Source organism: Streptomyces sp. NPDC048106 (assembly GCF_040706415.1).
Taxonomy (GTDB): Bacteria; Actinomycetota; Actinomycetes; order Streptomycetales; family Streptomycetaceae; genus Streptomyces.
Window position 1 is genome coordinate 45,191 of record NZ_JBEZND010000043.1, and the last position, 25,081, is coordinate 70,271.

Annotated in this window: 26 protein-coding genes and 1 pseudogene; 13 read left to right on the forward strand and 14 right to left on the reverse strand. The window is 70.8% G+C overall.

Annotated elements, in window-relative coordinates; translation table 11 throughout:
* The first annotated feature begins 102 nt into the window (after positions 1 to 102).
* Complete coding sequence (gene serC, locus AB0927_RS32710; RefSeq protein ID WP_366671416.1) at positions 103 to 1,221, forward strand: phosphoserine transaminase; 1,119 nt, start codon at positions 103 to 105, stop codon at positions 1,219 to 1,221.
* A 174-nt stretch (positions 1,222 to 1,395) separates the two neighbouring features.
* Here serC and AB0927_RS32715 read toward each other — a convergent pair whose 3' ends face one another.
* Genes AB0927_RS32715 through AB0927_RS32725 form a run of 3 tightly spaced genes read right to left on the reverse strand, consistent with a single transcriptional unit; the run spans position 1,396 to position 2,728 of the window.
* Positions 1,396 to 1,656 carry a hypothetical protein gene (locus AB0927_RS32715; protein ID WP_366671417.1) on the reverse strand — a complete coding sequence of 87 codons (261 nt, stop codon included), beginning with the start codon at positions 1,654 to 1,656 and terminating at the stop codon, positions 1,396 to 1,398.
* Positions 1,657 to 1,682: 26 nt separating this feature from the next.
* Entirely contained in the window at positions 1,683 to 1,862 is a 180-nt protein-coding gene (locus AB0927_RS32720) for a DUF397 domain-containing protein (protein WP_366671418.1), read from the reverse strand.
* Positions 1,859 to 2,728 carry a helix-turn-helix transcriptional regulator gene (locus AB0927_RS32725; protein WP_366671419.1) on the reverse strand — a complete coding sequence of 290 codons (870 nt, stop codon included), beginning with the start codon at positions 2,726 to 2,728 and terminating at the stop codon, positions 1,859 to 1,861. Before AB0927_RS32725 ends, AB0927_RS32720 begins: the two co-directional genes overlap by 4 nt.
* A gap of 190 nt (positions 2,729 to 2,918) precedes the next feature.
* Here AB0927_RS32725 and AB0927_RS32730 point away from each other — a divergent pair, with 190 nt between their 5' ends.
* Both AB0927_RS32730 and AB0927_RS32735 read left to right on the forward strand, forming a co-directional pair.
* The gene (locus AB0927_RS32730; protein WP_366671420.1) at positions 2,919 to 3,335 is read left to right on the forward strand and encodes an ATP-binding protein; all 417 of its coding nucleotides are present in this window, start codon (positions 2,919 to 2,921) and stop codon (positions 3,333 to 3,335) included.
* Positions 3,316 to 3,612 (forward strand): hypothetical protein, encoded by a 297-nt coding sequence (locus AB0927_RS32735; RefSeq protein WP_366671421.1) that lies wholly within the window; start codon positions 3,316 to 3,318, stop codon positions 3,610 to 3,612. The genes AB0927_RS32730 and AB0927_RS32735 overlap by 20 nt, the downstream gene beginning before the upstream one ends.
* Before the next feature lie 35 nt (positions 3,613 to 3,647).
* On the opposite strand, the gene AB0927_RS32740 is transcribed toward AB0927_RS32735, so the two are convergent.
* Together AB0927_RS32740 and AB0927_RS32745 are read right to left on the reverse strand one after the other, a co-directional pair.
* Positions 3,648 to 4,496: a helix-turn-helix transcriptional regulator gene (locus tag AB0927_RS32740; RefSeq protein ID WP_366671422.1), complete on the reverse strand. Its 849-nt coding sequence runs from the start codon at positions 4,494 to 4,496 to the stop codon at positions 3,648 to 3,650.
* Positions 4,497 to 4,515: 19 nt separating this feature from the next.
* Positions 4,516 to 5,283 carry a DUF6879 family protein gene (locus AB0927_RS32745; RefSeq protein WP_366671423.1) on the reverse strand — a complete coding sequence of 256 codons (768 nt, stop codon included), beginning with the start codon at positions 5,281 to 5,283 and terminating at the stop codon, positions 4,516 to 4,518.
* Between the two features lie 193 nt (positions 5,284 to 5,476).
* Here AB0927_RS32745 and AB0927_RS32750 point away from each other — a divergent pair, with 193 nt between their 5' ends.
* Together AB0927_RS32750 and AB0927_RS32755 are read left to right on the forward strand one after the other, a co-directional pair.
* Positions 5,477 to 5,701, forward strand: a complete 225-nt coding sequence (locus tag AB0927_RS32750) for a DUF397 domain-containing protein (protein ID WP_366671424.1) — start codon at positions 5,477 to 5,479, stop codon at positions 5,699 to 5,701.
* A gap of 80 nt (positions 5,702 to 5,781) precedes the next feature.
* Positions 5,782 to 6,246: pseudogene (locus AB0927_RS32755) on the forward strand (hypothetical protein); the annotation flags it as partial.
* A 9-nt stretch (positions 6,247 to 6,255) separates the two neighbouring features.
* Here the strand turns inward: AB0927_RS32755 and AB0927_RS32760 are convergent.
* Positions 6,256 to 7,260 (reverse strand): WD40 repeat domain-containing protein, encoded by a 1,005-nt coding sequence (locus tag AB0927_RS32760; RefSeq protein ID WP_366671425.1) that lies wholly within the window; start codon positions 7,258 to 7,260, stop codon positions 6,256 to 6,258.
* Positions 7,261 to 7,372: 112 nt separating this feature from the next.
* Between AB0927_RS32760 and AB0927_RS32765 the strand changes: the two genes are divergently transcribed.
* From AB0927_RS32765 to AB0927_RS32775, 3 genes are all read left to right on the forward strand, one after another.
* Entirely contained in the window at positions 7,373 to 8,056 is a 684-nt protein-coding gene (locus tag AB0927_RS32765; protein ID WP_366671426.1) for a GDSL-type esterase/lipase family protein, read from the forward strand.
* A gap of 88 nt (positions 8,057 to 8,144) precedes the next feature.
* On the forward strand, positions 8,145 to 8,741 hold the full coding sequence (locus AB0927_RS32770) for a Uma2 family endonuclease (protein ID WP_366671427.1): 597 nt from the start codon (positions 8,145 to 8,147) through the stop codon (positions 8,739 to 8,741).
* A 48-nt stretch (positions 8,742 to 8,789) separates the two neighbouring features.
* Positions 8,790 to 9,782 carry an aldo/keto reductase gene (locus tag AB0927_RS32775; RefSeq protein ID WP_366671428.1) on the forward strand — a complete coding sequence of 331 codons (993 nt, stop codon included), beginning with the start codon at positions 8,790 to 8,792 and terminating at the stop codon, positions 9,780 to 9,782.
* A 223-nt stretch (positions 9,783 to 10,005) separates the two neighbouring features.
* Here AB0927_RS32775 and thpR read toward each other — a convergent pair whose 3' ends face one another.
* The gene (gene thpR, locus AB0927_RS32780) at positions 10,006 to 10,578 is read right to left on the reverse strand and encodes an RNA 2',3'-cyclic phosphodiesterase (RefSeq protein ID WP_366671429.1); all 573 of its coding nucleotides are present in this window, start codon (positions 10,576 to 10,578) and stop codon (positions 10,006 to 10,008) included.
* Positions 10,579 to 10,618: 40 nt separating this feature from the next.
* Between thpR and AB0927_RS32785 the strand changes: the two genes are divergently transcribed.
* The gene (locus AB0927_RS32785) at positions 10,619 to 11,134 is read left to right on the forward strand and encodes a GNAT family N-acetyltransferase (protein ID WP_366671430.1); all 516 of its coding nucleotides are present in this window, start codon (positions 10,619 to 10,621) and stop codon (positions 11,132 to 11,134) included.
* 20 nt (positions 11,135 to 11,154) lie between these two features.
* On the opposite strand, the gene AB0927_RS32790 is transcribed toward AB0927_RS32785, so the two are convergent.
* Together AB0927_RS32790 and AB0927_RS32795 are read right to left on the reverse strand one after the other, a co-directional pair.
* On the reverse strand, positions 11,155 to 12,498 hold the full coding sequence (locus AB0927_RS32790; protein WP_366671431.1) for an MFS transporter: 1,344 nt from the start codon (positions 12,496 to 12,498) through the stop codon (positions 11,155 to 11,157).
* 28 nt (positions 12,499 to 12,526) lie between these two features.
* Positions 12,527 to 12,964, reverse strand: coding sequence for a MarR family transcriptional regulator (locus AB0927_RS32795; RefSeq protein ID WP_366671432.1), 438 nt, complete (start codon positions 12,962 to 12,964; stop codon positions 12,527 to 12,529).
* 153 nt (positions 12,965 to 13,117) lie between these two features.
* On the opposite strand from AB0927_RS32795, the gene AB0927_RS32800 reads away from it, so the two are divergent.
* The gene (locus AB0927_RS32800; RefSeq protein WP_366671433.1) at positions 13,118 to 13,300 is read left to right on the forward strand and encodes a ribbon-helix-helix protein, CopG family; all 183 of its coding nucleotides are present in this window, start codon (positions 13,118 to 13,120) and stop codon (positions 13,298 to 13,300) included.
* Between the two features lie 25 nt (positions 13,301 to 13,325).
* On the opposite strand, the gene AB0927_RS32805 is transcribed toward AB0927_RS32800, so the two are convergent.
* Positions 13,326 to 14,777, reverse strand: a complete 1,452-nt coding sequence (locus AB0927_RS32805; protein WP_366671434.1) for an NCS2 family permease — start codon at positions 14,775 to 14,777, stop codon at positions 13,326 to 13,328.
* A gap of 163 nt (positions 14,778 to 14,940) precedes the next feature.
* Here AB0927_RS32805 and AB0927_RS32810 point away from each other — a divergent pair, with 163 nt between their 5' ends.
* A complete protein-coding gene (locus AB0927_RS32810) occupies positions 14,941 to 15,213 on the forward strand; it encodes a DUF2530 domain-containing protein (RefSeq protein ID WP_366671435.1) in 273 nt (90 codons plus the stop codon).
* 57 nt (positions 15,214 to 15,270) lie between these two features.
* Positions 15,271 to 17,667, forward strand: coding sequence for an HAD-IC family P-type ATPase (locus AB0927_RS32815; protein WP_366671436.1), 2,397 nt, complete (start codon positions 15,271 to 15,273; stop codon positions 17,665 to 17,667).
* An 18-nt stretch (positions 17,668 to 17,685) separates the two neighbouring features.
* Here AB0927_RS32815 and AB0927_RS32820 read toward each other — a convergent pair whose 3' ends face one another.
* From AB0927_RS32820 to AB0927_RS32835, 4 genes are all read right to left on the reverse strand, one after another.
* Positions 17,686 to 18,603, reverse strand: a complete 918-nt coding sequence (locus tag AB0927_RS32820; RefSeq protein ID WP_366671437.1) for a hypothetical protein — start codon at positions 18,601 to 18,603, stop codon at positions 17,686 to 17,688.
* Positions 18,604 to 18,731: 128 nt separating this feature from the next.
* On the reverse strand, positions 18,732 to 21,914 hold the full coding sequence (locus tag AB0927_RS32825) for a molecular chaperone Hsp90 (RefSeq protein WP_366671438.1): 3,183 nt from the start codon (positions 21,912 to 21,914) through the stop codon (positions 18,732 to 18,734).
* Positions 21,915 to 21,937: 23 nt separating this feature from the next.
* The gene (locus AB0927_RS32830) at positions 21,938 to 22,399 is read right to left on the reverse strand and encodes a GNAT family N-acetyltransferase (RefSeq protein ID WP_366671439.1); all 462 of its coding nucleotides are present in this window, start codon (positions 22,397 to 22,399) and stop codon (positions 21,938 to 21,940) included.
* Between the two features lie 2 nt (positions 22,400 to 22,401).
* A complete protein-coding gene (locus AB0927_RS32835) occupies positions 22,402 to 23,328 on the reverse strand; it encodes a DUF3027 domain-containing protein (RefSeq protein ID WP_366671440.1) in 927 nt (308 codons plus the stop codon).
* 288 nt (positions 23,329 to 23,616) lie between these two features.
* On the opposite strand from AB0927_RS32835, the gene AB0927_RS32840 reads away from it, so the two are divergent.
* Positions 23,617 to 25,008 (forward strand): MFS transporter, encoded by a 1,392-nt coding sequence (locus AB0927_RS32840; protein ID WP_366671441.1) that lies wholly within the window; start codon positions 23,617 to 23,619, stop codon positions 25,006 to 25,008.
* Positions 25,009 to 25,081: the final 73 nt, after the last annotated feature.

Sequence of the window (25,081 nt, forward strand, 5' to 3'; positions counted from 1 at the left end):
CCATGATCGTCGTACGACACGACAAGTCCGTGTGACGGCAATCTTGTCTCATCCGACGGACATGGTTCCGTCCCGTTTCGCCCACCCGATACGCTCCGGATCGTGGCCGACATCCAGATTCCCGCTGACATCAAGCCCGCCGACGGACGTTTCGGCGCGGGCCCCTCCAAGGTGCGGACCGAGGCGCTCGACGCCCTGGCCGCCACCGGAAGCTCCCTGCTCGGTACCTCCCACCGCCAGGCGCCCGTCAAGAACCTGGTCGGTAAGGTCCGCGAGGGGATCTCCGAGCTGTTCTCCCTCCCCGAGGGCTACGAGGTCGTCCTCGGCAACGGCGGCTCCACCGCCTTCTGGGACATCGCCACCCACGGGCTGATCGAGAACAAGTCCCAGCACCTCAACTTCGGCGAGTTCTCCTCAAAGTTCGCCAAGGCCGCCAAGCTCGCGCCCTGGCTGGCCGAGCCGACGGTGATCGCCACCGACCCGGGCACCCACCCGGAGGCGCGGGCCGAGGCGGGCGTCGACGTGTACGCCTTCACCCACAACGAGACGTCCACCGGTGTCGCCATGCCCATCAAGCGGGTGGCCGGCGCCGACGAGGGTTCCCTCGTCCTGGTGGACGCGACCTCCGGCGCGGGCGGTCTGCCGGTCGACATCGCCGAGACCGACGTCTACTACTTCGCCCCGCAGAAGTCCTTCGCCTCCGACGGCGGCCTGTGGATCGGCGTCTTCTCCCCCGCCGCGATCGAGCGCGCCGAGCGGATCCACGCGTCCGGCCGCCACATCCCGGAGTTCTTCTCGCTGCCCACGGCGATCGACAACTCGCGCAAGAACCAGACGTACAACACCCCGGCTCTCGCCACGCTCTTCCTGCTCAACCAGCAGCTCGAATGGCTCAACGGCCAGGGTGGCCTGGACTTCGCGGTCGGCCGCACCTCCGCCTCGGCGCGGGCGCTGTACGGCTGGGCCGAGGACGTCAAGTTCGCCAGCCCCTTCGTCACCGACCCGGCGAAGCGCTCCTCGGTCATCGGCACCATCGACTTCTCCGACGACATCGACGCCACCGCCATCTCCAAGGCCCTGCGCGCCAACGGCATCGTCGACACCGAGCCCTACCGCAAGCTCGGCCGCAACCAGCTGCGCGTCGCCATGTTCCCGGCGATCGACCCGGCGGACGTCGAGGCGCTGACGAAGTGCATCGACTACGTCATCGAGAAGCTCTGACTTCCGCCGTACGACGGTGAGGGGCGCCCGGCGGAGCAGGTACCGCCGGGCGCCCCTCGTTCTACGGGGGTGAATCGCCCCAGTCGCCGAAAAGCAGGTTCTCGCACTCCGTGAGCCGTATCCGGGCAGCGTCGCGGCTGCCGGCGCCGGGGACGCTCGGAACGAATCTGGCCATCACGCTCCTCCCCCGGCCGCGAACAGCTCTTCGGCGCTGGTCACGGTCACGGAGCGGTCGAGCCAGCTCTCCAGCACCTCCAGGTCGGCACAGGCCATGACCCGCTCCCGGACGGAGTCGGACACCTCGATGCCCCGCGCACCAAGAACCCGGAGGACGGCCTTGGCCTCACCCTTGGCCTCACCGTCGGCATGGACCTCGCGCCACGCCTCCTCCATCACGGTGTTGCTGCCGGGGAAGAGGGGGGTGTATGCGGCCATCAGCTTCCTTCGCTGTGTCGTGTGACCTACGAGAACTGACGGAGGAAGGCCTGCCAGGTCTCGCGGGAGACGGTGAGGAGGGGGCCGTCGGACCGCTTGCTGTCGCGGACGACTCGGCCGCCGGGGGCCGTGTCGGCGACCTCGACGCAGTCGCCTAGCTGCGCCGAGTAAGAAGACCTCCGGAACGGTCCCACGACATCGTTCATGGCGCGCCTTCCTCAATGGCTTCCAGCTTGCTCCGAATGAGCTTCGCGCTCGCCTCCGAAGTCAATGCTGATGAGCTCAGCAGGTCGAACGAACTGGCATACACCTCAAGATCGTTCGGAGATTCAACGATCGACGTAGACATCACATCTTCCATGGTCACAGCCTCGACCACCGACTCGGAGTCGAAGCTGAAGGCTGAGAAGGGGTTCGCAGCAGCCACCAACGAACCCGTGTGGAACGGCAGAACCTGCACGGTGACGTTCTCTCGCTGCCCAGCCTCAAGGAGCGACGACAGCTGACCTCGGTGAGTTTCGATACTCGCCAGAGGATGCTCGATGACCGCTTCCCAGATGACAGCGGAGTACTTGGCCCCGCCTTCGGCGATCCTCTCTTGCCGACGCTTCCTCACCTCCAGCAACTGCGCCACGTACTCGGGACTGAGAGCGTTGGGTCCGCCGGTGATGACCGCCTGGGCATATGGCCGAGTCTGGAGAAGCCCCGGAATCAGGACCGGATGCCACTGCCGGATATGACTCGCGTCATCCTCCAGCGTGATGTGATCGAGGTAGCCCGGCCGCAGGTGCGCGGCGTACTCATGCCACCAACCGCGCTTCTTGGAGAATTTCGCCAAGTCCTCAAGCTTCGCGCACACTTCCGGGTCCTTGACGCCGTACGCGTCCAGCAGCAGTCGCACTTCGATGACACGAGCGGAGACTTGGCCGCTCTCAAGGCGGCTGACTCTGGCTTGACTTGCTGCGATTACCTCGGCGGCCTGTGGCTGGTCCAGCTTGGCGGCCTGCCGGTACCGCCTCAGCGCCGCCCCCAAGCGCCTGCTGCGCACCGTCGGCCGTCCACCTGTGGGCATGGATCCTCCCCTCTTCTTCGGCCACGATGCCACACGGATCACTCACTTTGGGAGCGAATCACTCGACCGAGTGGACGAGTGAATACATTCACTCAAGTCGATTGCGCGACCGTCAGAGACGGCCGTACCTTCACAGCGGCATCAAGGCAGAGAGCACCTTGACGAAGCACGTCAGGAGGTACGGCACCCCATGCCCGCAACCACAACCTTCCGCATCCCCAAGCACAGGCGACACGTGTCAACCGCCCGCCAGCTCATCGCCAAGGCCCTCGCAGAGTGGGGAATCACGGGCGAACTGACCGAGGTGGTCACCCTGTCGGCAAGCGAACTCGTCACCAACGCGGTACGCCACTGCCAGGTCGCCTACGCCCTGGTCGAGGTCTCGCTCACCCTCCGGGAACGGAACCTGCTGCTGGAGGTCTCGGACCCGGATCGCGACCGCCTCCCCCAGCTTCACGACTCCGCGCCGGACGAGGAGGGCGGACGCGGACTGGCGCTCGTGGAGGCGTTGGCCGAGGCGTGGGGATACCGGCGGGACCCGTACACGAAGTGCGTCTGGGCCACGTTCACGCTCGCGGAGAACGCCTGTGTTCCGACGGCTTTATGACGCGCTCGCGCGGCCATTCACCAGGCCCCGCCGCCGCGCCGACGAGGTCGCGGGCCTGGATATCGCGCGGGAGGTCCGCACACCGGACCCGTACGTCTGGCGCCTGCCGACCCCGTACGACGCCCGCTGGCGCCGCTGGGCCAAACGCAACCGCGCGGCCGGCCACCGGCTGCCGATGCTGCGCGACGAGGAGTGCCGGCACAGCCCCCGACGCCAACACGCGCCCGTTTGGGAAGCAGCCGACGACGTGGTGCGGCCGTACGTGCTCAAGCGCTGACGCTTCCGGCTCGCCGAAGATGGAACAGTCAGCACTCAGCCGCTGATGCTCCGGCGGACACGGGCGATCACCTGCTGGGCACGGGGACCGTACACAGCGGCTTCGGCGAAAGTCGCCCACACCCGTCGGTACAGGGCGATCGTTTCGGCATCGTCGAGCCACAGCTCGGCATGCCAGTCCTCCACCGCGACCATGCGGTCGTCCAGGATGCAGAACGCGTTTGCCGGATTCAGGTGCAGTTCGGCGTCCAGCGGCACGATCCCGAAGCGCACGGTGTCCAACCCCACCACGCCTGTCAGCCGGTCGAGTTGCGCCGCCAAAACGTCCGGCGGGCATACCCGGGCCCACAGCGCGCCTTCCCATACCAGCAGATTCAACCGCTTGCCCGGCCGGTACAGCCATTCCTGCCGCTTCAGGCGAGCGCGTACCGCGTCCTCCGTGTCACGTGGGGAGTTCTGGAGTCGCGAGTGCCCCGAAAAGACGCTTCGGGCGTAGTCGGCGGTCTGGAGCAGTCCGGGAACGAGGCTGTTCTCCCACTCGTGCACAGTTGTGGAGTTGGCGATGACCGTGTTCCAGGAGTCCTGGACGGGACGGTGGCCTGCTGCGAGTTGGCGTCGCCATGAACGGATCTGGCTCTCGAAGCCCTTGAGACGGGCGCGCAGTTCACCGAAGACGTCGGGCTGCCCTGTGGCCTCGGCCCACGCATGGAGGTCATCGTCCGTGGGAGTCTGACGGCCGTTCTCCAGCTTGCTGACCTTCGACTGCGTCCAGCCAAGCCGCTGCGCGAGTTCGGTGCCGGTGAGCCGGCCATCAGGGCTCTCGACACGCAATTCCCTGAGCCTGCGGCCCAATTCCTCGCGTGCCCTCTGAAAGTCCGTGCTCACCGGTTATCCGCTCTTGCCCTTACGCGTCGCTGTGCATCTCCGCCGCGAACCGCTCCCGCGATACGGAGTGATGCCATGCAGCATCCCGCACCCTGGAGCAACGCACCACCTCTGCGGGTTCGGTGATCAGATCCACATGCGTGAGCCGATCGTCGTCATCGAACCGCAGGAGCGCGATGAGGCGGCTGTCGAACAGCCAGAAGTCCTCGGCGGGAAGCCGGAGTCGCTCCGCGTCGGCGCGCCACATGTTACGGATGTCCTCACCGAGACCGATGTTCCACTTGGCGCTCTCGAAGAGGTACCGCTGACCGGTGGTGGCGGGCCGGTCCACGATGCGCACGCGTTCGATCCGCTTACCCAACGCGGCCTGGGCGCGGATCGTGTCGCCCCACCGCCTGGCCTCCGGGCTGCCTTCCTCCCCGCCGTCAATGTTCCCGGTCTCGATGAACTGCGCCCAGCGGTCGCCAGCCTCATCACTCGCATACCGCCGGCGCGTCTCCAGCCGCCAGGCAGTGTGCTCGAACCTGTCAAAGAGACCGGCGAACTCATCGAGCCCGATGGTCTCCGCCTGGCGCGTCTTCCCCTTCGGCGCCCAATCGACCAGAAGTTCACGCGGCACCACAACAGCGACCTCGCCTTCCGAGAGATGCTGGAGCTGCGCGATGTCCTCCGGGTCGGCGATGGGCGCCCCATGGACGATCACTTCTCCGCTGTCCAGGTCCTCATGCACCGAAGGGCATCCGTTGTAACCACTCCCCGTCCCGTTGAACCGCAACCTGCGTGCCATCTACGACCCACCCCTTGAGGCTTGACGATCTCGGTAGGGCAAGCATGTCGGTGCCTCTGAGTGAATGTCCATGCATTCAGAGTCACCAAACGAGAATGGTTGAGAATATTCGCCGCCTTGCTTCCTGGCGCCCGCCTACGGTCCTGCCCAGACAGACCACCAGCCTCAACAGGCAGAGCAGGAAGGCACACTCATGCCGAACGAAAGCGACCTCTACACGCTCGACATCACCTCCGCCGCCTTCGTCCAGGCCTGCGGCGGCCCCTGCACCGAAGGGTGCGTCACCCTCGCCCGCATCGGTGCGGACGCCTGGGCCGTCGGAGACAGCAAGCGGCCCGACATGGCGCCGCTGCGGTTCACCACGGAGGAGCTGGCCGTGGCCGGGATCGACCCGGCGCGGTTCGGGCTCGCCCTCTGAGCCTCCCGGACACGCCCCCGGTCCTGGCGGCACACCAGTCCGCCAGGACCGGCCGACACCTCACGGACAGAGGACCAACCGTGCACCACCACGGCTACCTGTGGACCGGCCCCAAGGCCCGGTTCGACCAGGAGGCATTACGGCGTCCGCCCCACCCCGAGCCGCCCCCGCCCGGCAGCCGGCCCGAGTTGATCGCGCGCTACCGCGAGGTGACCGCCGAGTTCCCGGCCTCCGACCTGCCTCCGCTGGAGACGGCGTACTGGCTGCTCAAGCCGGACTCGCTGGTGCGGGGCACCTGGCAGGCACCGCAGGAGGCCGCGGTGTGGCTCCAGCACAGGCTGGATGAATTCGCGACCCGGTTCGCGGACGAGGTGCAGCGCGACCGGCACCATCGCGCCAGCGTCGTCACCTCCGCGACCGCCCGGCTCCGGTCCGGCGGTGACGTGTCGCTCGGCTTCTACCTCGAACGGCCCACGTACCTGTCCCTCTCCCTCGTCACCTGCTCGCCGAACCGCGCGAGGCCCGAACTCCCCTGCCCGCTCGCCCCGCCCGCGTCACCTCCCCCGCCGCCGCAACCGCCCCACCCCGAACAGCCCCGCCACCACGACGAGCAGAGCCACCGCGCCCAGTTTCACGCTCGACCCGCCGGTCACCGGGTTGCTCGGGGAGCCGTTTCCGGGGGTCGGAGAGGTCTTCGGGCTGTCCGGGGCGTCCCTGGGGACGACCGCGCTGTCGGCGCCCTCGCTGCTGTAGAGGAGTTTCGTGCCGTCGGCGGAGTAGGTGATGCCCTCGCCCTGGCCCTGGAGGGGGACGTCGAGGGTGGCGGCGCGTTTGGGGTGGCCGTCGTTCCAGGAGTAGTAGATGCCGCCGAGGTAGCCGCGGACGGCGAGGTGGGTGCCGTCGGGGGAGAAGGTGGCGTCGGTGGCCCAGAGGTCGATGGGGGCGATCGGGCGGAAGACGTTGGAGCCGGTGGCGGAGAGGGTGGCGGGGCCCTCGTAGAGGTGGCCGCCGTCCTCCTTCTTGTCGATGATGTAGACCCGGCCGGTCTTGGGGTGGACCAGCAGCGACTCCGCGTTGCGGGGGCCGTCCGAGTACTTCACCACGTACTGGGTGGCCGTGATCGTCTGGTCCTGGAGGACCTTCGGCTCGGGGAGGCGGTAGATCCACACGTAGGGCCAGCGGCCGTCGTAGTTGTCGCCGATGTCGCCGACGTAGATCTCGTTGTGCGGCCCGATCGAGATCCCCTCGACGTCGCGCGGGGTGCCGACGCCCCGCAGGGTCACCCGGGCCACCGTCTTCCCCGTCCTGCCGTCCACCGCGTAGATGTACGGGCCGTCGCCGCTGTCGTTGTGCGTCCAGTAGATACCGGGGTGCAGACGGGAGGCGGCGAGGCCGCTGGACTCCTTGATCCGCGGGTCCGTGATCGTGAACCCCTTGTCCCCGGAGGTCACGGAACTCACGGAGCTTCCGGCACTCCCGCCGCCCTCCGCGGCAGCGGCTGGCAGCGTGCAGGCGCCGGCGAGCAGGACGGCGGCAAGGACGGCGAACGGTCGGCGCATGGCCCAAGCCTGCCATTCCCGCCCGGGGTTCACCCTGCCGGCCACCGCGCCCGCACCCCCACGTGGCGGGCCTCACACCCCGGCCGCCGCGCCGATCGTCCATGATGATCGGATGCTCAGGTTCATGCCCGTGGGCGACTCCATGACCATCGGGAGCGCGGGCGAACACACATGGCGTTACCGGCTGTGGCAGCGCCTGCGCGGTACGTACGACCCCGCCGTCACGCTCGTCGGCCCGCGCGAGACGCTGTACGACAAGCACTCCGGCGCCCCGACGTCCCTCGCCTACGCCGACCCCGACTTCCCCCGCGCCCATCTCGCGGGCTGGGGCGAGGGCTGGCTGCACATGGCCCCGCTGATCGGCGAGGCGATACGCGACTGCCGGCCGGACGTCCTGCTCGTCTCCCTCGGCCTCATCGACCTCGGCTTCTACACCAACGCCGAACAGACCGCCGAGAACGTCCGCGCCTTCATCGCCGCCGCCCGCGCCGCCGACCCGGGCATCCGCATGGTCCTGCTGCCGGTGATCCCCAACGTCCGCGCCGAGTCCGACGCCCCCTTCGCCGACCAGGTCGGCCTCTTCAACGTCCTCCTCGCCAAGGCGGTCGCCGACCTGGACGAGCCCCGCTCCCCCATCCTGCTGACCTCGCCGCCCGAGTCGTACGACATCCACACCGACACGTACGACGGCACGCACCCCAACGCGAGCGGCGAGCACCGGATCGCGGGCGCCTTCGCGGGGGCGATGCGGGAGGCGTGGGGAATCGGGCAGACGTCCGTGACTGGAACGGTTTGACTGGATTACGGCGTTTCGTCGTCACTGTGCGTATCGTTGTACCGCGCGGTCGCCCTCGTCCGTGAGGCGGCCGGGGAGGAGCGCCACAATGACCATCCTGGAAGACAGGATCGAGATCAAGATGGCCGACGAGAACGCCGTGTGCCTGGACCACTGGTTCGAGCGCCTTGAGCGGATGCCCGTCCCCGAGGGTTACAAGGTAGAGATCGTTGGGGGCAGTGTCTTCATGACGCCGCAGCGGGACATCCACTGGGAAACCATCCGCGAGATCCTCTGGGCGCTCGAAGACCACTTCGGCAGGCGCCGCACGCGGGTTTTCACCGACGTCCGCATCGACTTTCCCGGGTTCCAGAACGGCTTCTGCCCCGATGTGGCCAAGTTTCGCGAGGGTGCGGCGAAGGACGACAGGGGCCGCTGGCAGTACGAGGACGTCGACTTCGTCGCCGAGGTCATCTCCAAAGGGACGGCCCACAACGACTACGGCCCCAAGAAAGCCGCCTACGCGCTGGCCGGTGTCCCCGTCTACCTCATCGCCGATCCCTACCAGGCAAGGTGTCACGTGTACACAGAGCCCAAGGAAGACTCCTACGCCTGCGAGTTGCGCGTGAACTACGGGACCGATGTCGACATGAGCACCACCGCCCTCGGTCTCATCCTCAAGACGGCCCACTTCCCCCGCGACTGACCGGCCCCTCCTTGCCTTGAGCCCACTCCAAGCCGTTGGCTAGGGGTCATGAAGTACACGCAGCTCGGACGCACGGGACTCAAGGTCAGCCGGCTGGTTCTCGGGACGATGAACTTCGGACCGCAGACGGACGAAGCCGACAGCCACGCGATCATGGACGCGGCACTGGACGCGGGCATCAACTTCTTCGACACCGCCAATGTGTACGGGTGGGGGGAGAACAAGGGCCGCACCGAGAGCATCATCGGGAACTGGTTCGCCAAGGGCGGTGACCGCCGCGACAAGGTCGTCCTCGCCACCAAGGTCTACGGCAACATGGGCGCCGACGGCGAGGCCTGGCCGAACCACGACAAGCTCTCCGCGCTGAACATCCGGCGCGCGGTGGACGCCAGCCTCAAGCGGCTCCAGACCGACCACATCGATCTCTACCAGTTCCACCACATCGACCGGAACACCCCCTTCGAGGAGATCTGGCAGGCGATCGACGCCCTCGTCCAGCAGGGCAAGATCCTCTACGCCGGTTCCTCCAACTTCCCCGGCTACAAGATCGCCCAGGCCAACGAGACCGCCGCCCGCCGCGGCAACACCATCGGCCTCGTCAGCGAGCAGTGCCTGTACAACCTCGCCGAGCGCCGCGCCGAGATGGAGGTCATCCCGGCCGCGCAGGAGTACGGCCTCGGGGTCATCCCCTGGTCCCCGCTGCACGGCGGGCTGCTCGGCGGTGTGATCAAGAAGGAGGTGCAGGGCGGACGCCGTGCCTCCGGCCGCGCCGCCGACACCCTCGCCGACCCGGCCGCCCGCGCGCGGATCCAGTCCTACGAGGACCTGCTCGACAAGCACGGCCTGGAACCCGGCGAGGCCGCCCTGGCCTGGCTCCTCACCCGCCCCGGCGTCACGGGTCCGATCGTCGGCCCGCGTACGGCCGAGCAGCTCCAGTCGGCGCTGCGGGCCGTGGAACTGGAGCTCGGCGACGAGCTGCTCACCGGCCTGGACGAGATCTTCCCGGGTCCGGGGCCGTCGCCGGAGGCATTCGCCTGGTAAGAGCCGTACGAGCCGCGCGAGCCGTATGAGTCATACGAGCCATGCGAGCCGTGCGCTGCCCGGGGTGCGGGAGGCCTTCCGGCCCCGCCCCTCGGGCGCACGGACGCACGGGCGCACGGGACGGCCGCTACCTGACCGCCGCCGCCACGGCGACGACGACCAACATGAGCACAAGCGCACCGGCCATGATCCGGTTCCGGGTTTTCGGGTCCACGCATCGAGCCTAACCGGACGCCGCGCACTCCCATCGCCCGACCGCCTCGTACCGCGGCTGCTCCCCACGCACCCCCGACCTCGGCAGGTTGCTCCGCACGAGCGCCAGGTCGGTCACCCGCCAGCTCCGGCCCGCGAACTCACGGAGCAGCTCCACGTACGGTCGCACGTCCACCGCCTCCCGGCCGCGCGCCAGCGTGAGGTGGGCCTGGTAGCGGCGGTGCTCCTCCATCCGTACCCCCGCCTTGCGCCCCGCCGCCTCCGCCCGGTCCGCCAGCAGGCGCAGCGCGTCCACGCCGCCGGACGCCCCGGTCCACAGCGCGCGGCCGTGGCCGAACTGGCCGCCGCCGTGCAGGGCCAGTTCGAAGGGGGCGGTGCGGTGGGCCGCGCGGGCGAGACGGGCCGACAGGTCGGGTACGACGTCCTCGGCGACCTCGCCGTAGAACGCGAGGGTGAAGTGCCAGCCGGGGCGGCCCGTCCAGCGCAGCCCCTCGGCGCCCGGCAGCCGCTTCAACCGGGCGACTTCCAGGGCCAGTTCGGCGGTGACGTCCTCCGGCGGCAGCACTGCGGCGAAGAGTCTCATGCCTTCACGATCCCAGAGACGCCCGGGCATGATGACCGCCATGACGATCACCGTCCGCGAAGGCGGCCCCGACGACGCTCCCCTCATCCTGGCCATGCTGGACAGCTCCGTGGAGTGGCTGGTGGCGCGGGGCCGTACCCGGCAGTGGGGCACCGAGCCTTGGTCGGCGAACCCCAGGGCCGTGGAGATGGTGCGGCGGTACGCCGCCACGGGCACGCCGTACTTCGCCGAGATAGACGGCACACCGGCCGCCACCCTGACCCTCACCGACGCCCCGGGCGCCTATCTGGAGCCCGCCGGCGAGCCCGAGCGGTACATCCATCTGCTGGCCTCGGACCGCCGGTTCAAGGGGCGGGGCGCCGGCGCCGCGCTGCTCGCCCACGCGGCCGAGGCGACCCGGCGGGCCGGGGTCGGCCTGCTGCGGGTGGACTGCTACGCGGGCGACGACGGCAGGCTCGTCGCGTTCTACGAGCAGAACGACTTCGTCCGCACCGAGGCCTTCACCCACGGTGCGGACGAGTGGCCGGGACAGGTGCTGGCCCGGCGGGTGTTCTAGCCCCACCAGCCCCGAAGGGCTCACGCGGCTGTCGCGAGTTCCTTCCGCCGACGCTGCACGAACCGCAGGCGCGGGGCGCCCCGGTACCAGCCCAGGGACAGCCGCAGGCCGCCGACGCGGGCGAGGACCAGGCCGATGGCGCCGGCCGCGGCCGCGGAGACGACGCCGCCGAGGGCGAAGCCGACCCGGGGGCCGTAGGTGTCGGTGATCCAGCCGATGACCGGGGCGCCGACGGGGGTGCCGCCCATGAAGACCATCATGTACAGGGACATCACCCGGCCGCGCATGGCGGGGTCGGTGGCCATCTGGACGGTGGTGTTCGCGGTCACGTTGACCGTGAGGCCGCAGATCCCGATCGGCACCATCAGCGCGGCGAACAGCCAGTACGCGGGGGCCAGCGAGGCCACGACCTCCAGGGCGCCGAAGGCGAGCGCGGCGGCGATCAGCAGCCGCATCCGGGCCGAGCCGCGGCGGGCGGCCAGCAGGGCGCCGCCGAGGGAGCCCGCGGCCATCAGCGTGTTGAGGAGGCTGTAGCCGCCGGCGCCGACGTGGAAGACGTTGTCGGCGAAGGCGGACAGCCACACCGGGAAGTTGAAGCCGAAGGTCCCGATGAAGCCGACGAGGACGATGGACCAGATCAGGTCCGGGCGCCCGGCGACGTACTGGAGCCCCTCCCGCAGCTGGCCCTTGGCGCGCGGGGTGCGCCTGCTCGGGTACAGCTCGCGGGCGCGCATCAGGAGCAGGCCGGTGATCGGCGCGGCGAAGGACAGGCCGTTGGCGAGGAACGCCCAGCCGGTGCCCACGCCGGTGATCATGAGGCCGCCGACGGCGGGGCCGATCAGGCGCGCGGACTGGAAGTTCGCGGAGTTCAGGCTGACCGCGTTGTGGAGCTGGTCGGGGCCGACCATCTCGGAGACGAAGGACTGCCGGGCGGGGTTGTCGACCACGGTGGCGAGGCCGACGAAGAACGCGGCGAGGTAGACGTGCCAGACCTGGACGTGCCCGGAGAGGGTCAGCGCGCCGAGCGCGAGACCGCTGAGGGCCATCGCGCTCTGGGTGACCAGGAGCACGGGACGCCTGGGCAGCCGGTCCACGAGGACGCCGCCGTACAGCCCGAACAGGAGCATCGGCAGGAACTGCAGGGCCGAGGTGATGCCCACGGCCGCGGAGGATCCGGTGAGGCTCAGGACGAGCCAGTCCTGGGCGATGCGCTGCATCCAGGTGCCCGTGTTGGAGACGACCTGGCCGGCGAAGAAGAGGCGGTAGTTCCTGACCTTCAGCGAGCTGAACATCGAGGACTTGCGGGCGGGGGTAGTAGGGGCGGTCGGTGCGGGGGCGGAAGGTTTTCCGGATCCCGTACTCAAAACGGGTTCGCCTCCTCAGGCAACTTCTCTACAGGTGTGCGAGTTTCTCCAGCACCGGGGCGGCGTCGCGCAGCTTGGCCCACTCGTCCTCGCCGAGGCCGTCGACGAGGCCCGCCAGGAAGGCGTTGCGCTTGCGGCGGCTCTCTTCGAGCATCGTCTCGGCCAGTTCGGTCTGGGTGACGACCTTCTGGCGCCGGTCCTCCGGATGCGGCTCCAGGCGGACCAGTCCCTTCGCTTCGAGCAGCGCGACGATGCGGGTCATCGAGGGCGGCTGGACGTGCTCCTTGCGAGCCAGCTCGCCCGGCGTGGCGGAGCCGCAGCGGGACAGGGTGCCGAGCACCGACATCTCGGTGGGGCTCAGCGACTCGTCCACCCGCTGGTGCTTGAGCCGACGGGACAGCCGCATCACGGCGGAGCGAAGGGAGTTCACGGCGGCAGCATCGTCGCCATGGTTCAGGTCCGGCATGTCCTTAGGGTAACTCATTACTCTAACTAAAGACCACCGGGACGCGCACGAGTCCCCGTGATGCCCGCCACTGCGCCTTTCCATCACCCGTACGAGTGAGTGTGTGCCGGAAAATGACGCATCCGCAGGGCGGCAGTGGCGACCCTCGTACCCATGGGGACCACTGTGCTCAGCCTGCGGATAGACGGGGAGCTGCTCGAACGGCTCCGGCAGCACGCGGCGAAAAGAGGAATGAGCGTGCAGGACTATGTGGTCCGCACGCTCATTCGCGACGACTTCGACCAGCGGTTCCAGACCGCCGTCGAGGAGACGGAGCGGTTCTACGGCGTCACGTGAGGCGTACGCCGTGGAACCGGGAGGATCAGGTCAGGCCCAGGGCCGGCATCAGGTAGTAGAAGGCGAAGACCGCCGAGACGACGTACATCGCCGCCGGGATCTCCCGGAACCGGCCCGCGGCCAGGCGCAGGACGGTGAAGGTGATGAAGCCCATGCCGATGCCGTTGGTGATCGAGTAGGTGAACGGCATCATCAGCATGGTCACGAACGCCGGGATCGCGATCGTGTAGTCGGCCCAGTCGATCTCCTTGATGGAGTGCGACAGGATCAGGAAGCCGACCGCGATCAGCGCCGGGGTGGCCGCCTGCGAGGGCACCATCGTGGCGACCGGGGTGAGGAACAGCGACACCGCGAACAGGGCGCCCGTGACGACGTTCGCGAAGCCCGTGCGGGCGCCCTCGCCGACACCGGCCGTGGACTCCACGAAGGCGGTGGTGGCCGAGGAGGAGCTGGCGCCGCCGGCCGCGACCGCGAGGCCGTCCACGAACAGCACCCGGCTGATGCCGGGCATGTAGCCCTGGGCGTCGGTCAGCTTGGCCTCGTCGCTGATGCCCATGATCGTGCCCATCGCGTCGAAGAAGCACGACAGCAGGACCGTGAAGACGAAGAGGATGCCGGTCAGCACGCCGACCTTGGAGAAGCCGCCGAACAGGCTGACCTGGCCGACCAGGCCGAAGTCCGGGGTGGCGACCGGGTTGCCGGGCCACTTCGGCACCGTCAGGCCCCAGGAGGGGATCTTGACGACGGCGTTGAGGATCACCGCGAGGATGGTCATGCCCACGATGGAGATCAGGATGGCGCCCGACACCTTGCGCACGATCAGGACGAAGGTGAGCAGCGTGCCCAGGACGAAGATCAGCACCGGCCAGCCGGTGAGGTGACCACCGGTGCCGAGCTGGACCGGGACCGTGGTCTGCGCGATGTCCGGGATGCGGCTGACGAAGCCGGAGTCGACCAGACCGATCAGCATGATGAACAGACCGATACCGATCGCGATCGCCTTGCGCAGACCGAACGGCACCGCGTTCATCACGCGCTCACGCAGACCCGTGGCGACCAGCAGCATGACCACGAAACCGGCCAGGACGACCATGCCCATCGCGTCCGGCCACGTCATCCGGGGCGCAAGCTGGAGGGCGACCACCGAGTTCACGCCGAGGCCGGCGGCCAGGGCGATCGGCACGTTGCCGATGACACCCATCAGCAGCGTGCTGAAGGCGGCCGTGAGCGCGGTCGCCGTCACCAGCTGGGCATTGTCCAGATGATGACCGTACATATCCTTCGCGCTGCCCAGAATGATCGGGTTCAGCACAATGATGTACGCCATCGCGAAGAACGTGGCGAGACCACCTCGGACCTCCCGCGCGATGGTGCTGCCGCGCTCGGAGATCTTGAAGTAGCGGTCGAGGGGACCGTTGACAGACGCACCGCCCGGGCTCTCGGGGGTGGGGACCTTGGCAGGCGCCGAGGTGGACATGCGAGACCTCATCACCAGAGGGGCTCCACCGAGCCCTCCTGGAGTTTTCTACGACTGGAAGTGGACAAAAACAAACCGCTTCAGTATGAAGGTATGAATTGCTTGATCGCTATCTCCGCGCGTAGACCCTGCCGGGCACTGATCGCCTCGTAAGCTGTCCGACATGGCCAAGTGGATCCCCCAGCACGAGGCGCCCGAGCCCCTTGAGGGGCCCGTGGTCGCCACCATCACCGGCGGCACGATCGTCTGGTTCGTCCTGTTCCTCGTCCAGCTCCCCTTCTACGGCTGGTTCCACGACCACGGCCATCTGTGGTGGGTGTGGACCTGCCTGGCCGGGGGCGGGCTCGGGCTGATCGGCATCTGGTACGTGCGCAAGCGGGACGCGGCGATCAAGCGGGCGGCGGCACAGCGGCCGGAATCCACCCCTGTGGAGTAGTCCCCGGCGCCGGATACCGGGTGGGCGGCCACGCAAAGGCCACGTAACGTCGGATACATGAGCCATATAGACGCCGGCGCCGAACTCGATCCGGCGCACCCGGCGGCCCTGCCCACGACCCGGGCGGCGGGGCTGACCGGGGCCGAGGTCGCGGAGCGCCGGGCGCGTGGCCAGGTCAACGACGTACCCGTGCGCAGCAGCCGCTCGCTCGGGGAGATCGTCCGGGCGAACGTGTTCACCCGGTTCAACGCGATCATCGGCGTGCTCTGGGTGATCACCCTGTTCGTCGCGCCGATCCAGGACGGCCTGTTCGGCTTCGTGATCCTCGCCAACACCGGTATCGGCATCGTCCAGGAGTGGCGGGCCAAGCAGACCCTGGACTCGCTCGCGGTGATCGGGGAGGCCCGGCCGACCGTGCGCCGGGACGGCAGAGCCGCCGAGATCGGCACCGATGAGATCGTCCTGGACGACCTCATCGAGATCGGGCCCGGCGACAAGGCCGTCGTGGACGGGGTGTGCGCGGAGGCCGACGGGCTGGAGATCGACGAGTCCCTGCTCACCGGTGAGGCCGACCCGGTGGTCAAGCGGCCCGGGGACCCGGTGATGTCCGGCAGCTTCGTGGTCGCGGGCAGCGGCGCCTTCGCCGCGACCAAGGTCGGCCGGGAGGCCTATGCCGTCCGGCTCGCCGAGGAGGCGTCCCGCTTCACCCTCGTCCACTCCGAGCTGCGCACCGGCATCTCCACGATCCTCAAGTACGTCACCTGGATGATGGCCCCGGCCGCGACCGGTCTGGTCATCACCCAGCTCGTGGTCAAGAACGACGACCTCAAGGGCGCGGTCGCCCGCACCATCGGCGGCATCGTCCCGATGGTGCCGGAGGGCTTGGTGCTGCTCACCTCCGTGGCCTTCGCCATCGGTGTCATCCGGCTCGGCCGCAAGCAGTGCCTGGTGCAGGAACTGCCGGCCATCGAGGGCCTCGCCCGCGTCGACACCGTCTGCCTGGACAAGACCGGCACGCTCACCGAGGGCGGCATGGACGTCACCGAGCTGCGCACGCTGGACGGCGCGGACGAGTCGTACGTGCGCAAGGTGCTCGGCGCGCTCGGCGAGTCCGACCCCCGGCCCAACGCCTCCCTCCAGGCGATCATCGACGCCTACCCGGACGACGACGAGTGGCGCTGCGTCGAGTCGCTCCCCTTCTCCTCGGCCCGCAAGTACAGCGGGGCCGCGTTCAGCGAGGGCGACGGGGAGATCAGCACCTGGCTGCTGGGCGCCCCGGACGTGCTGCTCGGCGCCGACGACCCGGCGCTCGCCGAGACCGAGCGGCTCAACGAGCAGGGGCTGCGGGTGCTGCTGCTGGCGCGGGCCCGCCGGGACCTGGACGACGCCACGCCGGCCCGGGGCGCCCGCCCCACCGCCCTGGTCGTGCTCGAACAGCGGCTGCGCCCCGACGCGGCCGACACCCTGCGCTACTTCACCGAGCAGCGGGTGACGCCCAAGGTCATCTCCGGCGACAACGCGGTGTCGGTCGGCGCGGTCGCGGCCAAGCTGGGCCTCAAGGGCGCGGCGACGGACGCCCGGCGGCTGCCCCCGGACCAGGCCGCGATGGCTCAGGTGGTGGAGGCGGGAACCGTCTTCGGGCGGGTCACCCCGCAGCAGAAGCGGGACATGGTGGGCGCGCTCCAGTCGCGCGGGCACACGGTGGCGATGACCGGCGACGGGGTGAACGACGTGCTCGCCCTCAAGGACGCCGACATCGGGGTGGCCATGGGCTCGGGCTCGGAGGCCACCCGGGCGGTGGCGCAGATCGTGCTGCTGGACAACAGCTTCGCGAGCCTGCCGTATGTGGTCGGCGAGGGCCGCCGGGTGATCGGCAACATCACGCGGGTGGCGACGCTGTTCCTGGTGAAGACGGTCTACTCGGTGCTGCTCGCGGTGCTGGTGGTCTGCTGGCGGGTGGAATACCCCTTTCTGCCCCGCCATCTGACCCTGCTGTCCACGCTCACCATCGGCGTCCCGGCCTTCTTCCTGGCCCTCGCGCCCAACAACGAGCGGGCGAGACCGCACTTCGTGCGCCAGGTGATGCGGTACTCGGTGCCGGGCGGCGTGGTGGCCGGGGTGGCGACCTTCGTGACGTACCTGATCGCCCGGCAGCACTACAGCGGACCCGGTCACCTCCAGGCGGAGACCAGCGCCGCCACGCTGACCCTGTTCCTGATCTCCATGTGGGTGCTGGCGATCATCGCCCGCCCCTACACCTGGTGGCGGGTGGCGCTGGTGGCGGCGATGGCCGTGGCGTTCCTGCTGGTGCTCGTCGTGCCGGCGTTGCAGAGCTTCTTCGCGCTGCGGCTGGAGGGACTCGCCATGCCGTGGACGGCGGTGGCGGTCTCGGTGGTGGCGGCGGCCGCCCTGGAGTTCCTGTGGAAGTGGGTCGACCGCCGCTTTCCCGGCTAGGGCCTTTCGCGGAGAGGCTTACTGCACGTCGACGTAGTCGCCCGTGGCGGTGGTCGCCGGGGTGGTCGTGGTGCCCGCGAAGGCGTAGCGGAAGTAGCCGTCGACCGTGGCGGTGGTCGTGGTCTTCAGGTTGCCCGTGGAGTTGGTGCTGACGGTCTTCAGCGTGCTGTAGGTGCTGGAGCCCTTCTTGCGGAACTGGAGCTTGACCGGCTGGTTGGCGTAGCCGTGGTACTTGCCGTCCTCCCAGTCGGCGCGGGCCAGCTTGCCGGTGACGGTGACGGTCTTGCCCTTCTTCACCGGCTCCGGGGCGGCGTCGGTGTTCAGGGTGGCCCAGCGCTGGAGGTCGAAGGAGTTGGTCGGGTCCTTGACTGCCACGCCCACCTTGGTCATGTCGGCCGGCTGGTCGGGGTTCTGGCCGTTGAAGGCGACGGCGTAGGCGGCGGCCTTCCAGGCGCCGGCGTCCTCGCTGAGCAGGCCGGCCGGGTCGATGGCCACGGTGGAGGTGCAGGCGGCCACCGTCGTGGAGGTGTCCGTGCAGGTCGCGGCGGCGCTGTCGACGTAGTAGATCGAGTCGTCGAAGGAGGTGCCGCGGTACAGCTCGACGGCCGCGACGAAGTCCTTGGCGTGGACGGGGACCTCGGTGCCGTGGGTCAGCGTGAAGGAGACCGGCACCTTGACCACGTTGGTGGTGCCGACGGAGATGTTCTTGCCGTTGTTCACCTTCACGGCGGAGAAGGTGGCGTTCAGCTGGTAGGGCGTGCCCGAGGCGGCGACGGCGAAGGTGGCGCGGCCCTGGTGGTGGGCGGCGTGGGCGGCCTTGCTCGCCGGGTTCCCCGCGGGCACCCGCTCCTGCCCGGCGGCGTGCGCCGCGGGCAGGGCGAGGGCGGAGAGGGCCAGGGCGCCGGAGACGGCGGCCACGGTGGCACGAATACGCATGTGCTGTTCCCCTGCGTACGGAGTGAATGGGGAGTCGGTCGACTCCGCGACATCAGATGGCGCCCGCAGGGGAACGGTTGTGTGGGGATGGCGGAATTTGTAAGAGTTTTCCGGAGACGGGTCCGGCGTCAGTCGAACCAGCGGTCCCGCGCCAGCTCCTCGGTTCGGGACGGGTCCTCCAGCAGGGCCGCGACCTCGAAGCGGCGCGGCCACTGCCCGGCCGCCCAGGCGAGTCCCGCGGCCACCCCTTCCAGGGTGGCCGCGTGCAGCACCCCGTCGTCGGTCAGCCGCCAGTCGATCTCCACGCCGTCCACGACCAGTTCGTCGTGCTCGACGTACGTCCCGGGCGTGCGCGGGCCGAGCAGCACCCGTACCGGCTCCGGCACGTCGTGCTCGGTGCCCTCGGAGTGCACTTCGCCGGTGACGGACTCGCTGAGCCGCCGCACCTGGAACAGCTCGGCCAGTTCGGCGGCGCGGGCCGGCCGCACGGGCAGCAGGGGCACGCCGGAGGTGAAGGGCAGCAGGTCCGGGGAGTCGACGACCACGGCGTCGGCGGCGTCCACGACCGTCACCCGTCCGTCGACCACGGCCCGCAACTCGTCCGGCAGCGTCACCCGTTCCGGATCCAGGTCCGCCAACGCCCCGTACAAACCGTGCAGTTGGGCGCCGGTGACCCGGCGGTCCGGGTCGGCGAGCCGGTCCAGCAGTTCGGCGGCGCCGCCGGGCTCGTCCAGGAGCGCGTCGACCGAGGTCCGTACGCCGAGCGCGCGCAGCACCTGCTCGTCCTCGAACCCGGTGGCGTCGGCCTCGTCGTACAGGCCCCGCAGCAGCGGATCGCCGCCGGCGGCGAGGAGACCCGCGGGGCGCCGGCCGTCCAGCACGGGGTGCCCGCGCAACCACCACGCGGTGTACGGCCGTACGACCTCGTGAGTGCCGTCGGGCAGCAGGACGCGCACCGGCTGGGTGAGGGCGTCGCGCAGCGGCGGACGGGCGAGCAGGGAGAGGGCCTCGGGCCAGTGGTCGTCGTCCACCAGGTCGAGGTCGCGCACGGCGACGATTTCGGTGGCGACCGGGGGCACCGGGCTGTCCGGGAAGCGGTCGAGGATGTCCTCGCACCACACGTCCACGGCGTCCAGCAGCCCGGCGTCGTCCGGTTCGGCGAAGTCGCCCTCGCGGGGCTCCAGTTCGTCTGGGTCGAGGACGACGTCGGTGGCGCGCACCAGCGCGAAGTTGGCGAGCACCCCGCAGGCGGTGAGCGGCTGTTCGCCCCACCGCTCGGCCAGGTCGTGGTCGACGGCGGGCAGTTCGTCCTCGCGGATCACCCGGGCGAAGGCGCTGCCGGGGAGCACCAGCTCGCCCGCGGGTGCGAGTTCGCCGTCCTCGTCGGGCAGCGCGAGGGCGCCGAGCCAGGGCTCGTCACCGGGCTCCAGGCCCGCGTCGCGCACCAGCCCGAGCACGGTGTCGGCCAGTTCCTCGGCGTCCGGGGCGTCCTCCTCCCAGCCGAGGGCGCCGTCCTCGTCCAGGGAGGCGGCGACGGCGGCCCGCACCTGGGGGGTGGTGAGCACCGCGCGCGGGGTGGCGGGCAGCGCGCCCAGCTTCTCCAGCAGCGGATGGGCGGCGTCCTCGTGGGCGACCTTCAGGCCGAGCCGGCCGAGCACGTCCGCGTCGATGCGGGCACCGCCGGGTGTGGGCAGCAGCACCTGCCGGGGCCCGATGGTGGTGCGTCCGTCGACCAGCGGCACGGGCAGGCCCGACAGCCGGTCCACGTCCACCCCGGCGAGGCTGTCGTAGAGCCGCCACCACCAGCCGGGCTCCTTCTCCAGGCCCGCGAGCCGGTCGACGGCGTCGGCGAGCGGGAGCCGGGCGACGCCGAGGGTGCGCAGCTCGGCGCGGCGCTCCAGACCGGCGGGCAGCAGGGTGGGCAGCACCTCGGCGAGCACCCGCACGGTGTCGGTGCCGGCGCCCTCCACGATCTCCGCGTCCCTGGGCCGGATCGCCTCCGGAAGCTCGTCCTCGCCGCCCTTGCCGGGCAGCGCGGGCGGCAGGAAGGCGGTGCGCGGCAGCCGCTCCAGGAGGGCCTGGCGCAGCGCGCCGTCCAGCTCCCCCTTGCCCAGCGGTCCCGGTACGAGGTCGACGGCGGCCTCGGTCACCGGGCGCCATCCGGCGAGCAGTTCGGTGTAGGCGTCGGCCGCGCGCTGCACCAGGAAGTCGGTGAGGGGGCCGGGGGCGGTGTGCCGGCGGGTGGTGTCGAGGGGGAAGGAGGCGATGAGGAGGGCGGGGACGCCGAGGGGTTCGTCGCTGGGCGTGGGGGCGTGCACGACGGGGGACGTGCGGGGCCGCAGCGGGCGTCCGTGCTCGTCCTCCGGCACGGCCCAGGTCACCGACCAGTGGGGCCGCAGCCGCTCCTCCACCGGCCGGTCGGCGAGCAGTTCCTGGGCGAGCGGTCCGTGCGCGGAGGCGGTGCGCCAGCGGGTCGTGCCCTCCCGCGAGTCCGCCACGACGGTGACGGCGCCCTCGGTGCTCCGGGACAGGGTGCGGGGCGCGGCGTCGCCGACCTCGATGACGACCTCCGCCAGGCCGGGGAGGGTGAGCAGGAGCGCGTCGTCGACCGCGTCGAGCAGGCGCTCGGCGAGGTCGGCTGCGGCCGCGTCGCGCAGCGGGAGGATGACGGCGGTGTCGTACGGGTCGGGCGCGGTGCCCTCGGCGGCGAAGGGCAGCCGGAGCAGCGGGACATGGCCCGCGCGGCGCCGGACCTCGTCGCCGAGGCCGGGGCTGTGCCGGGCGGTGTCGGCGGCCAGCTCGCGCGCCTCGGCGAGGGACCAGCGGACGCCGCCGTGCCGGCCGACGAGGGCGGGTTCGTCCGTGACCGAGAGGACGGCGGCGAAACCGACGCCGAACCGGCCGACGGCGCCGTGCGGGTCGGCGTCGCGCTTGGCGGAGGCGCGCAGCGTGGACAGCGACTCGACGCCGGTCGCGTCCAGGGGGGCGCCGGTGTTGGCCGCGACCAGCACGCCGTCGCGGAGGGTGAGCCGCAGCCGGCCCGGCACCTGGGCGCGGGCGGCGGCGTCGGCGGCGTTCTGCGCCAGCTCGACCACCAGGCGGTCCCGGTAGCCGCCCAGTACGAGGTCCTCCTCGGCGTTGGCGTCCTCCCGGAACCTCGCGGGGCTGGTGGCCCAGGCGTCGAGAACACCGCGACGCAGCCGGGCCGTCCCGAAGGGATCGGCACCCTCGGGCGCCGGCCGCACGTACTTGCTGCTCACGTTCACACTCCTCGTCGACGTGAGGAAGAAGGTACAGCGCGTCGCCGACATCGCCGCTCCGCGGCGGCCGGCCGTCAGGGAAGGGCGCGGCGGTAGACCTGGCGGGAGCCGCCCTCCGGGCCGGGAGCGGCCGGTTCGGCGGGAGTGAAGCCGAGGGCCTCGTAGAAGGCGCGGGCGCCGCTGGTCACCGCGCCGGGGTGATCCGGGCCGAAGGTGACCACCTCGACGGTGGCCGGGGGCCGGACGAACCGGTGGATCGCGTCGGCCAGCAGCGCGCGGCCCACGCCCTCGCCGCGGGACCGCTGCGTGACGACCAGCCAGTGCACCTTGTGCAGCGGGGCCTTGCCGCCGAAGAGGAGGGCGCCCAGGAGTTCCCCGGACGCGCCGTGCGCCACCAGTGCCGTGGACCGGGCGATGCCCCGCGTCACGGCCTCGGTGAAGCCGGGGTCGGCCACCATCGGGCCGAACCAGTGCTCCACCTCGGCCGCCAGGGCCAGGAAGCCGGGGAGGTCCGGCTCCGCCGCGGGGCGGACCACGGTCAGGAGTGGCCCAGTTCCGCCGTCTCCTCGTCCGTCGTCTCCGGGACGGAACCGGAGTCGCGGGCGGGGTGCAGCGGGAAGGGCTCGACGCGGGTCTCGTCGATGACCGGCGCGGCCGGCTGCGGGGGCTTGGGCATGACCGCCGCCTCGGAGTGACCGCCGCAGCCGTAGGCGAGGGAGACCACCCGGCCGTCCGCCGGGGCGAACTCGTTGGCGCACACGCCGAAGGCCTGGCCGAGGGAGCCACCGATGGGCGCCAGGAAGCCACAGGTCAGACACGTGGCCGGCGCCGCCTGGGCCATCGGCGTCTTCGGGCCGAACGCCTCCTCCCAGCGGTCGGCCGCGCTGTGCAGGCCGTAGCGGGACAGAACACGCGCCCTGCGCATGCCCAGTTCCTCGGCCACCGCGGCGATGGAGCCGCGCGTGGGCACCGTCGGCTGGACGGCCGGCGCGCCCGGGGTCACGTCCGCGTCCTCGGCCTCCGCCAGCTCCGCCAGTTCCTCGGAGACCACCGAGTCGGCAGGCGGCTGGTCCTCGCCGGTGTAGCCCGGCTCCAGGCGCAGGTCGTCCTGGTCGGTGGGGAGCAGATCGCCGGGGCCGAGGTCGCCGGGGCGCAGCCGCTCGCTCCAGGGCACCCACTCGGGCGCGAGCAGCGCGTCGGGGCCGGGAAGCAGCACCACCTCGTCCAGCGTGACGATCTTGGCGCGGGAGGCGCGGGCCACGGTCACGGCCCAGCGCCAGCCCCGGTAGCCCATCTCCTTGCACTCGAAGAAGTGCGTGACGACACGGTCGCCCTCGGAGACGAGACCGGAGTGCTCGCCGACCACGCCGGGCGCGGCCGCCTCCTCCGCGGCGGCGCGGGCGAGGTCGACCGCCTCGGCGCACAGGCGGTCGGGGGTGCGGCTTCGCGTGGTCGCTGCGCTCACAGGTATCGCTTCTCTCCTACGCCGTCTCGTCAAGGCGGCTGCCTCCGGCGGGTTGGGCGACGGAGCGGACCTCAGGACCGCATCGACGTCTGCCTCATCCGCGCGCTCGGGCGCACCTCTGCCATCCATTCTGCGTTATGGCTGAGATACGCACGCTACACCGAACAGGATTCGTTGCCGCTCGACGGCATTCTCCCCCACTTCACCCGCCCCCTCCGCCCCGGTGGCGGGGGCGGTTCGCCGCCATACGTGCCGTATCCGCACTATCCGGCGGCAACTCGGGGCACTATGAACCTCGTGGCAACCGCGGACAGGCGTGGGGTTCGGGGTGGCGGTACGCGCCGGGTCGGCGGTGCCGCCCGGTCCGTCGGGCGTGCCCTGCACCTGCCCGTGACCGGCGCCGCGCGCGGCATCCGCAGGGCGACACACGCGCACGGCGCGGGCGAGTCGGGCCTCGGCAAGCTGATCGAGCTGCACGCGGTGAACGGCGCCGGGGACGTCATGATCACCGTGGCGCTGGCCTCCACCGTCTTCTTCTCCGTGCCGACCGACGAGGCACGCGGGCGGGTCGCGCTGTATCTGGCGATCACCATGGCGCCGTTCACCGTCCTCGCCCCGGTCATCGGCCCGCTGCTCGACCGGCTCCCGCACGGGCGCCGGGCCGCGATGGCGGCGGCCATGCTGGCGCGGGCGCTGCTCGCCCTGCTGATCTCGGGCGCGGTGGCCACCGGGAGCCTGGAGCTGTATCCCGCCGCGCTGGGCGTGCTGGTGGCGTCCAAGGCGTACGGCGTGGTGCGCAGCGCCGTCGTGCCGCGGCTGCTGCCGCCCCTGTTCTCGCTGGTGAAGGCCAACTCCCGGGTCACGCTGGCCGGGCTGCTCGCCACCGGGGTGGCCGCGCCGATCGCGGCGGGACTGCACCGGATCGGCGATCCCTGGCCCCTCTACGGCGCCTTCGTGATCTTCGTGGGCGGTACGGCGCTGTCCTTCTCGCTGCCGCCCAAGGTGGACTCGGCCCGCGGCGAGGCCGTGGCGCTGCTCGCCGCCGACGAGACACGGCTGCCCAGGACCCGGGCGAAGCGGCCCGGACTGCGCACGGTCGGGCCCGCCGTGACCCACGCCCTCGGCGCCAACGCCGCCCTGCGCTGCCTCTCCGGCTTACTGATCTTCTTCCTCGCCTTCCTGCTGCGCGAGCACCCGCTCGGCGGCCGGAGCGCGGTGGTCTCGCTGGGTCTGGTGGGCGTCGCGGCGGGCACCGGCAACGCGCTGGGCACGGCGGTGGGGGCGTGGCTGAGGTCCCGCGCGCCGGAGATCATCATCGTGACGGTCGTCGCGGCGGCCCTGGGCATGGCGATCGTGGCCGCGGTGTTCTTCGGGGCCGTCCTGGTGGCGTGTCTCGCGGCGGTCGCCGGGTTCGCGCAGGCGCTGGGCAAGCTGGCGCTGGACGCGCTGATCCAGCGGGACGTGCCGGAGCTGGTGCGCAGCTCGGCCTTCGCCCGCTCCGAGACGCTGCTCCAGATGGCGTGGGTGTTCGGCGGCGCGGTCGGCATCGTGATGCCGCTCAACGGCACGGCCGGGCTGCTGGCCGGCGCCGCGTTCGTGGCCGTGGGCTGGCTGAGCACCCTGCGCGGCCTGGTCGCCTCCGCCCGGGGCGCCGGCCGGCCCCGCGCCCGGGTGGCGTGACGGCACCCCGATCCGACGGGACGGTGACGCAAAGGGGCAGGTCGCATGACGAACCGGACACGGTTCGGTTGTC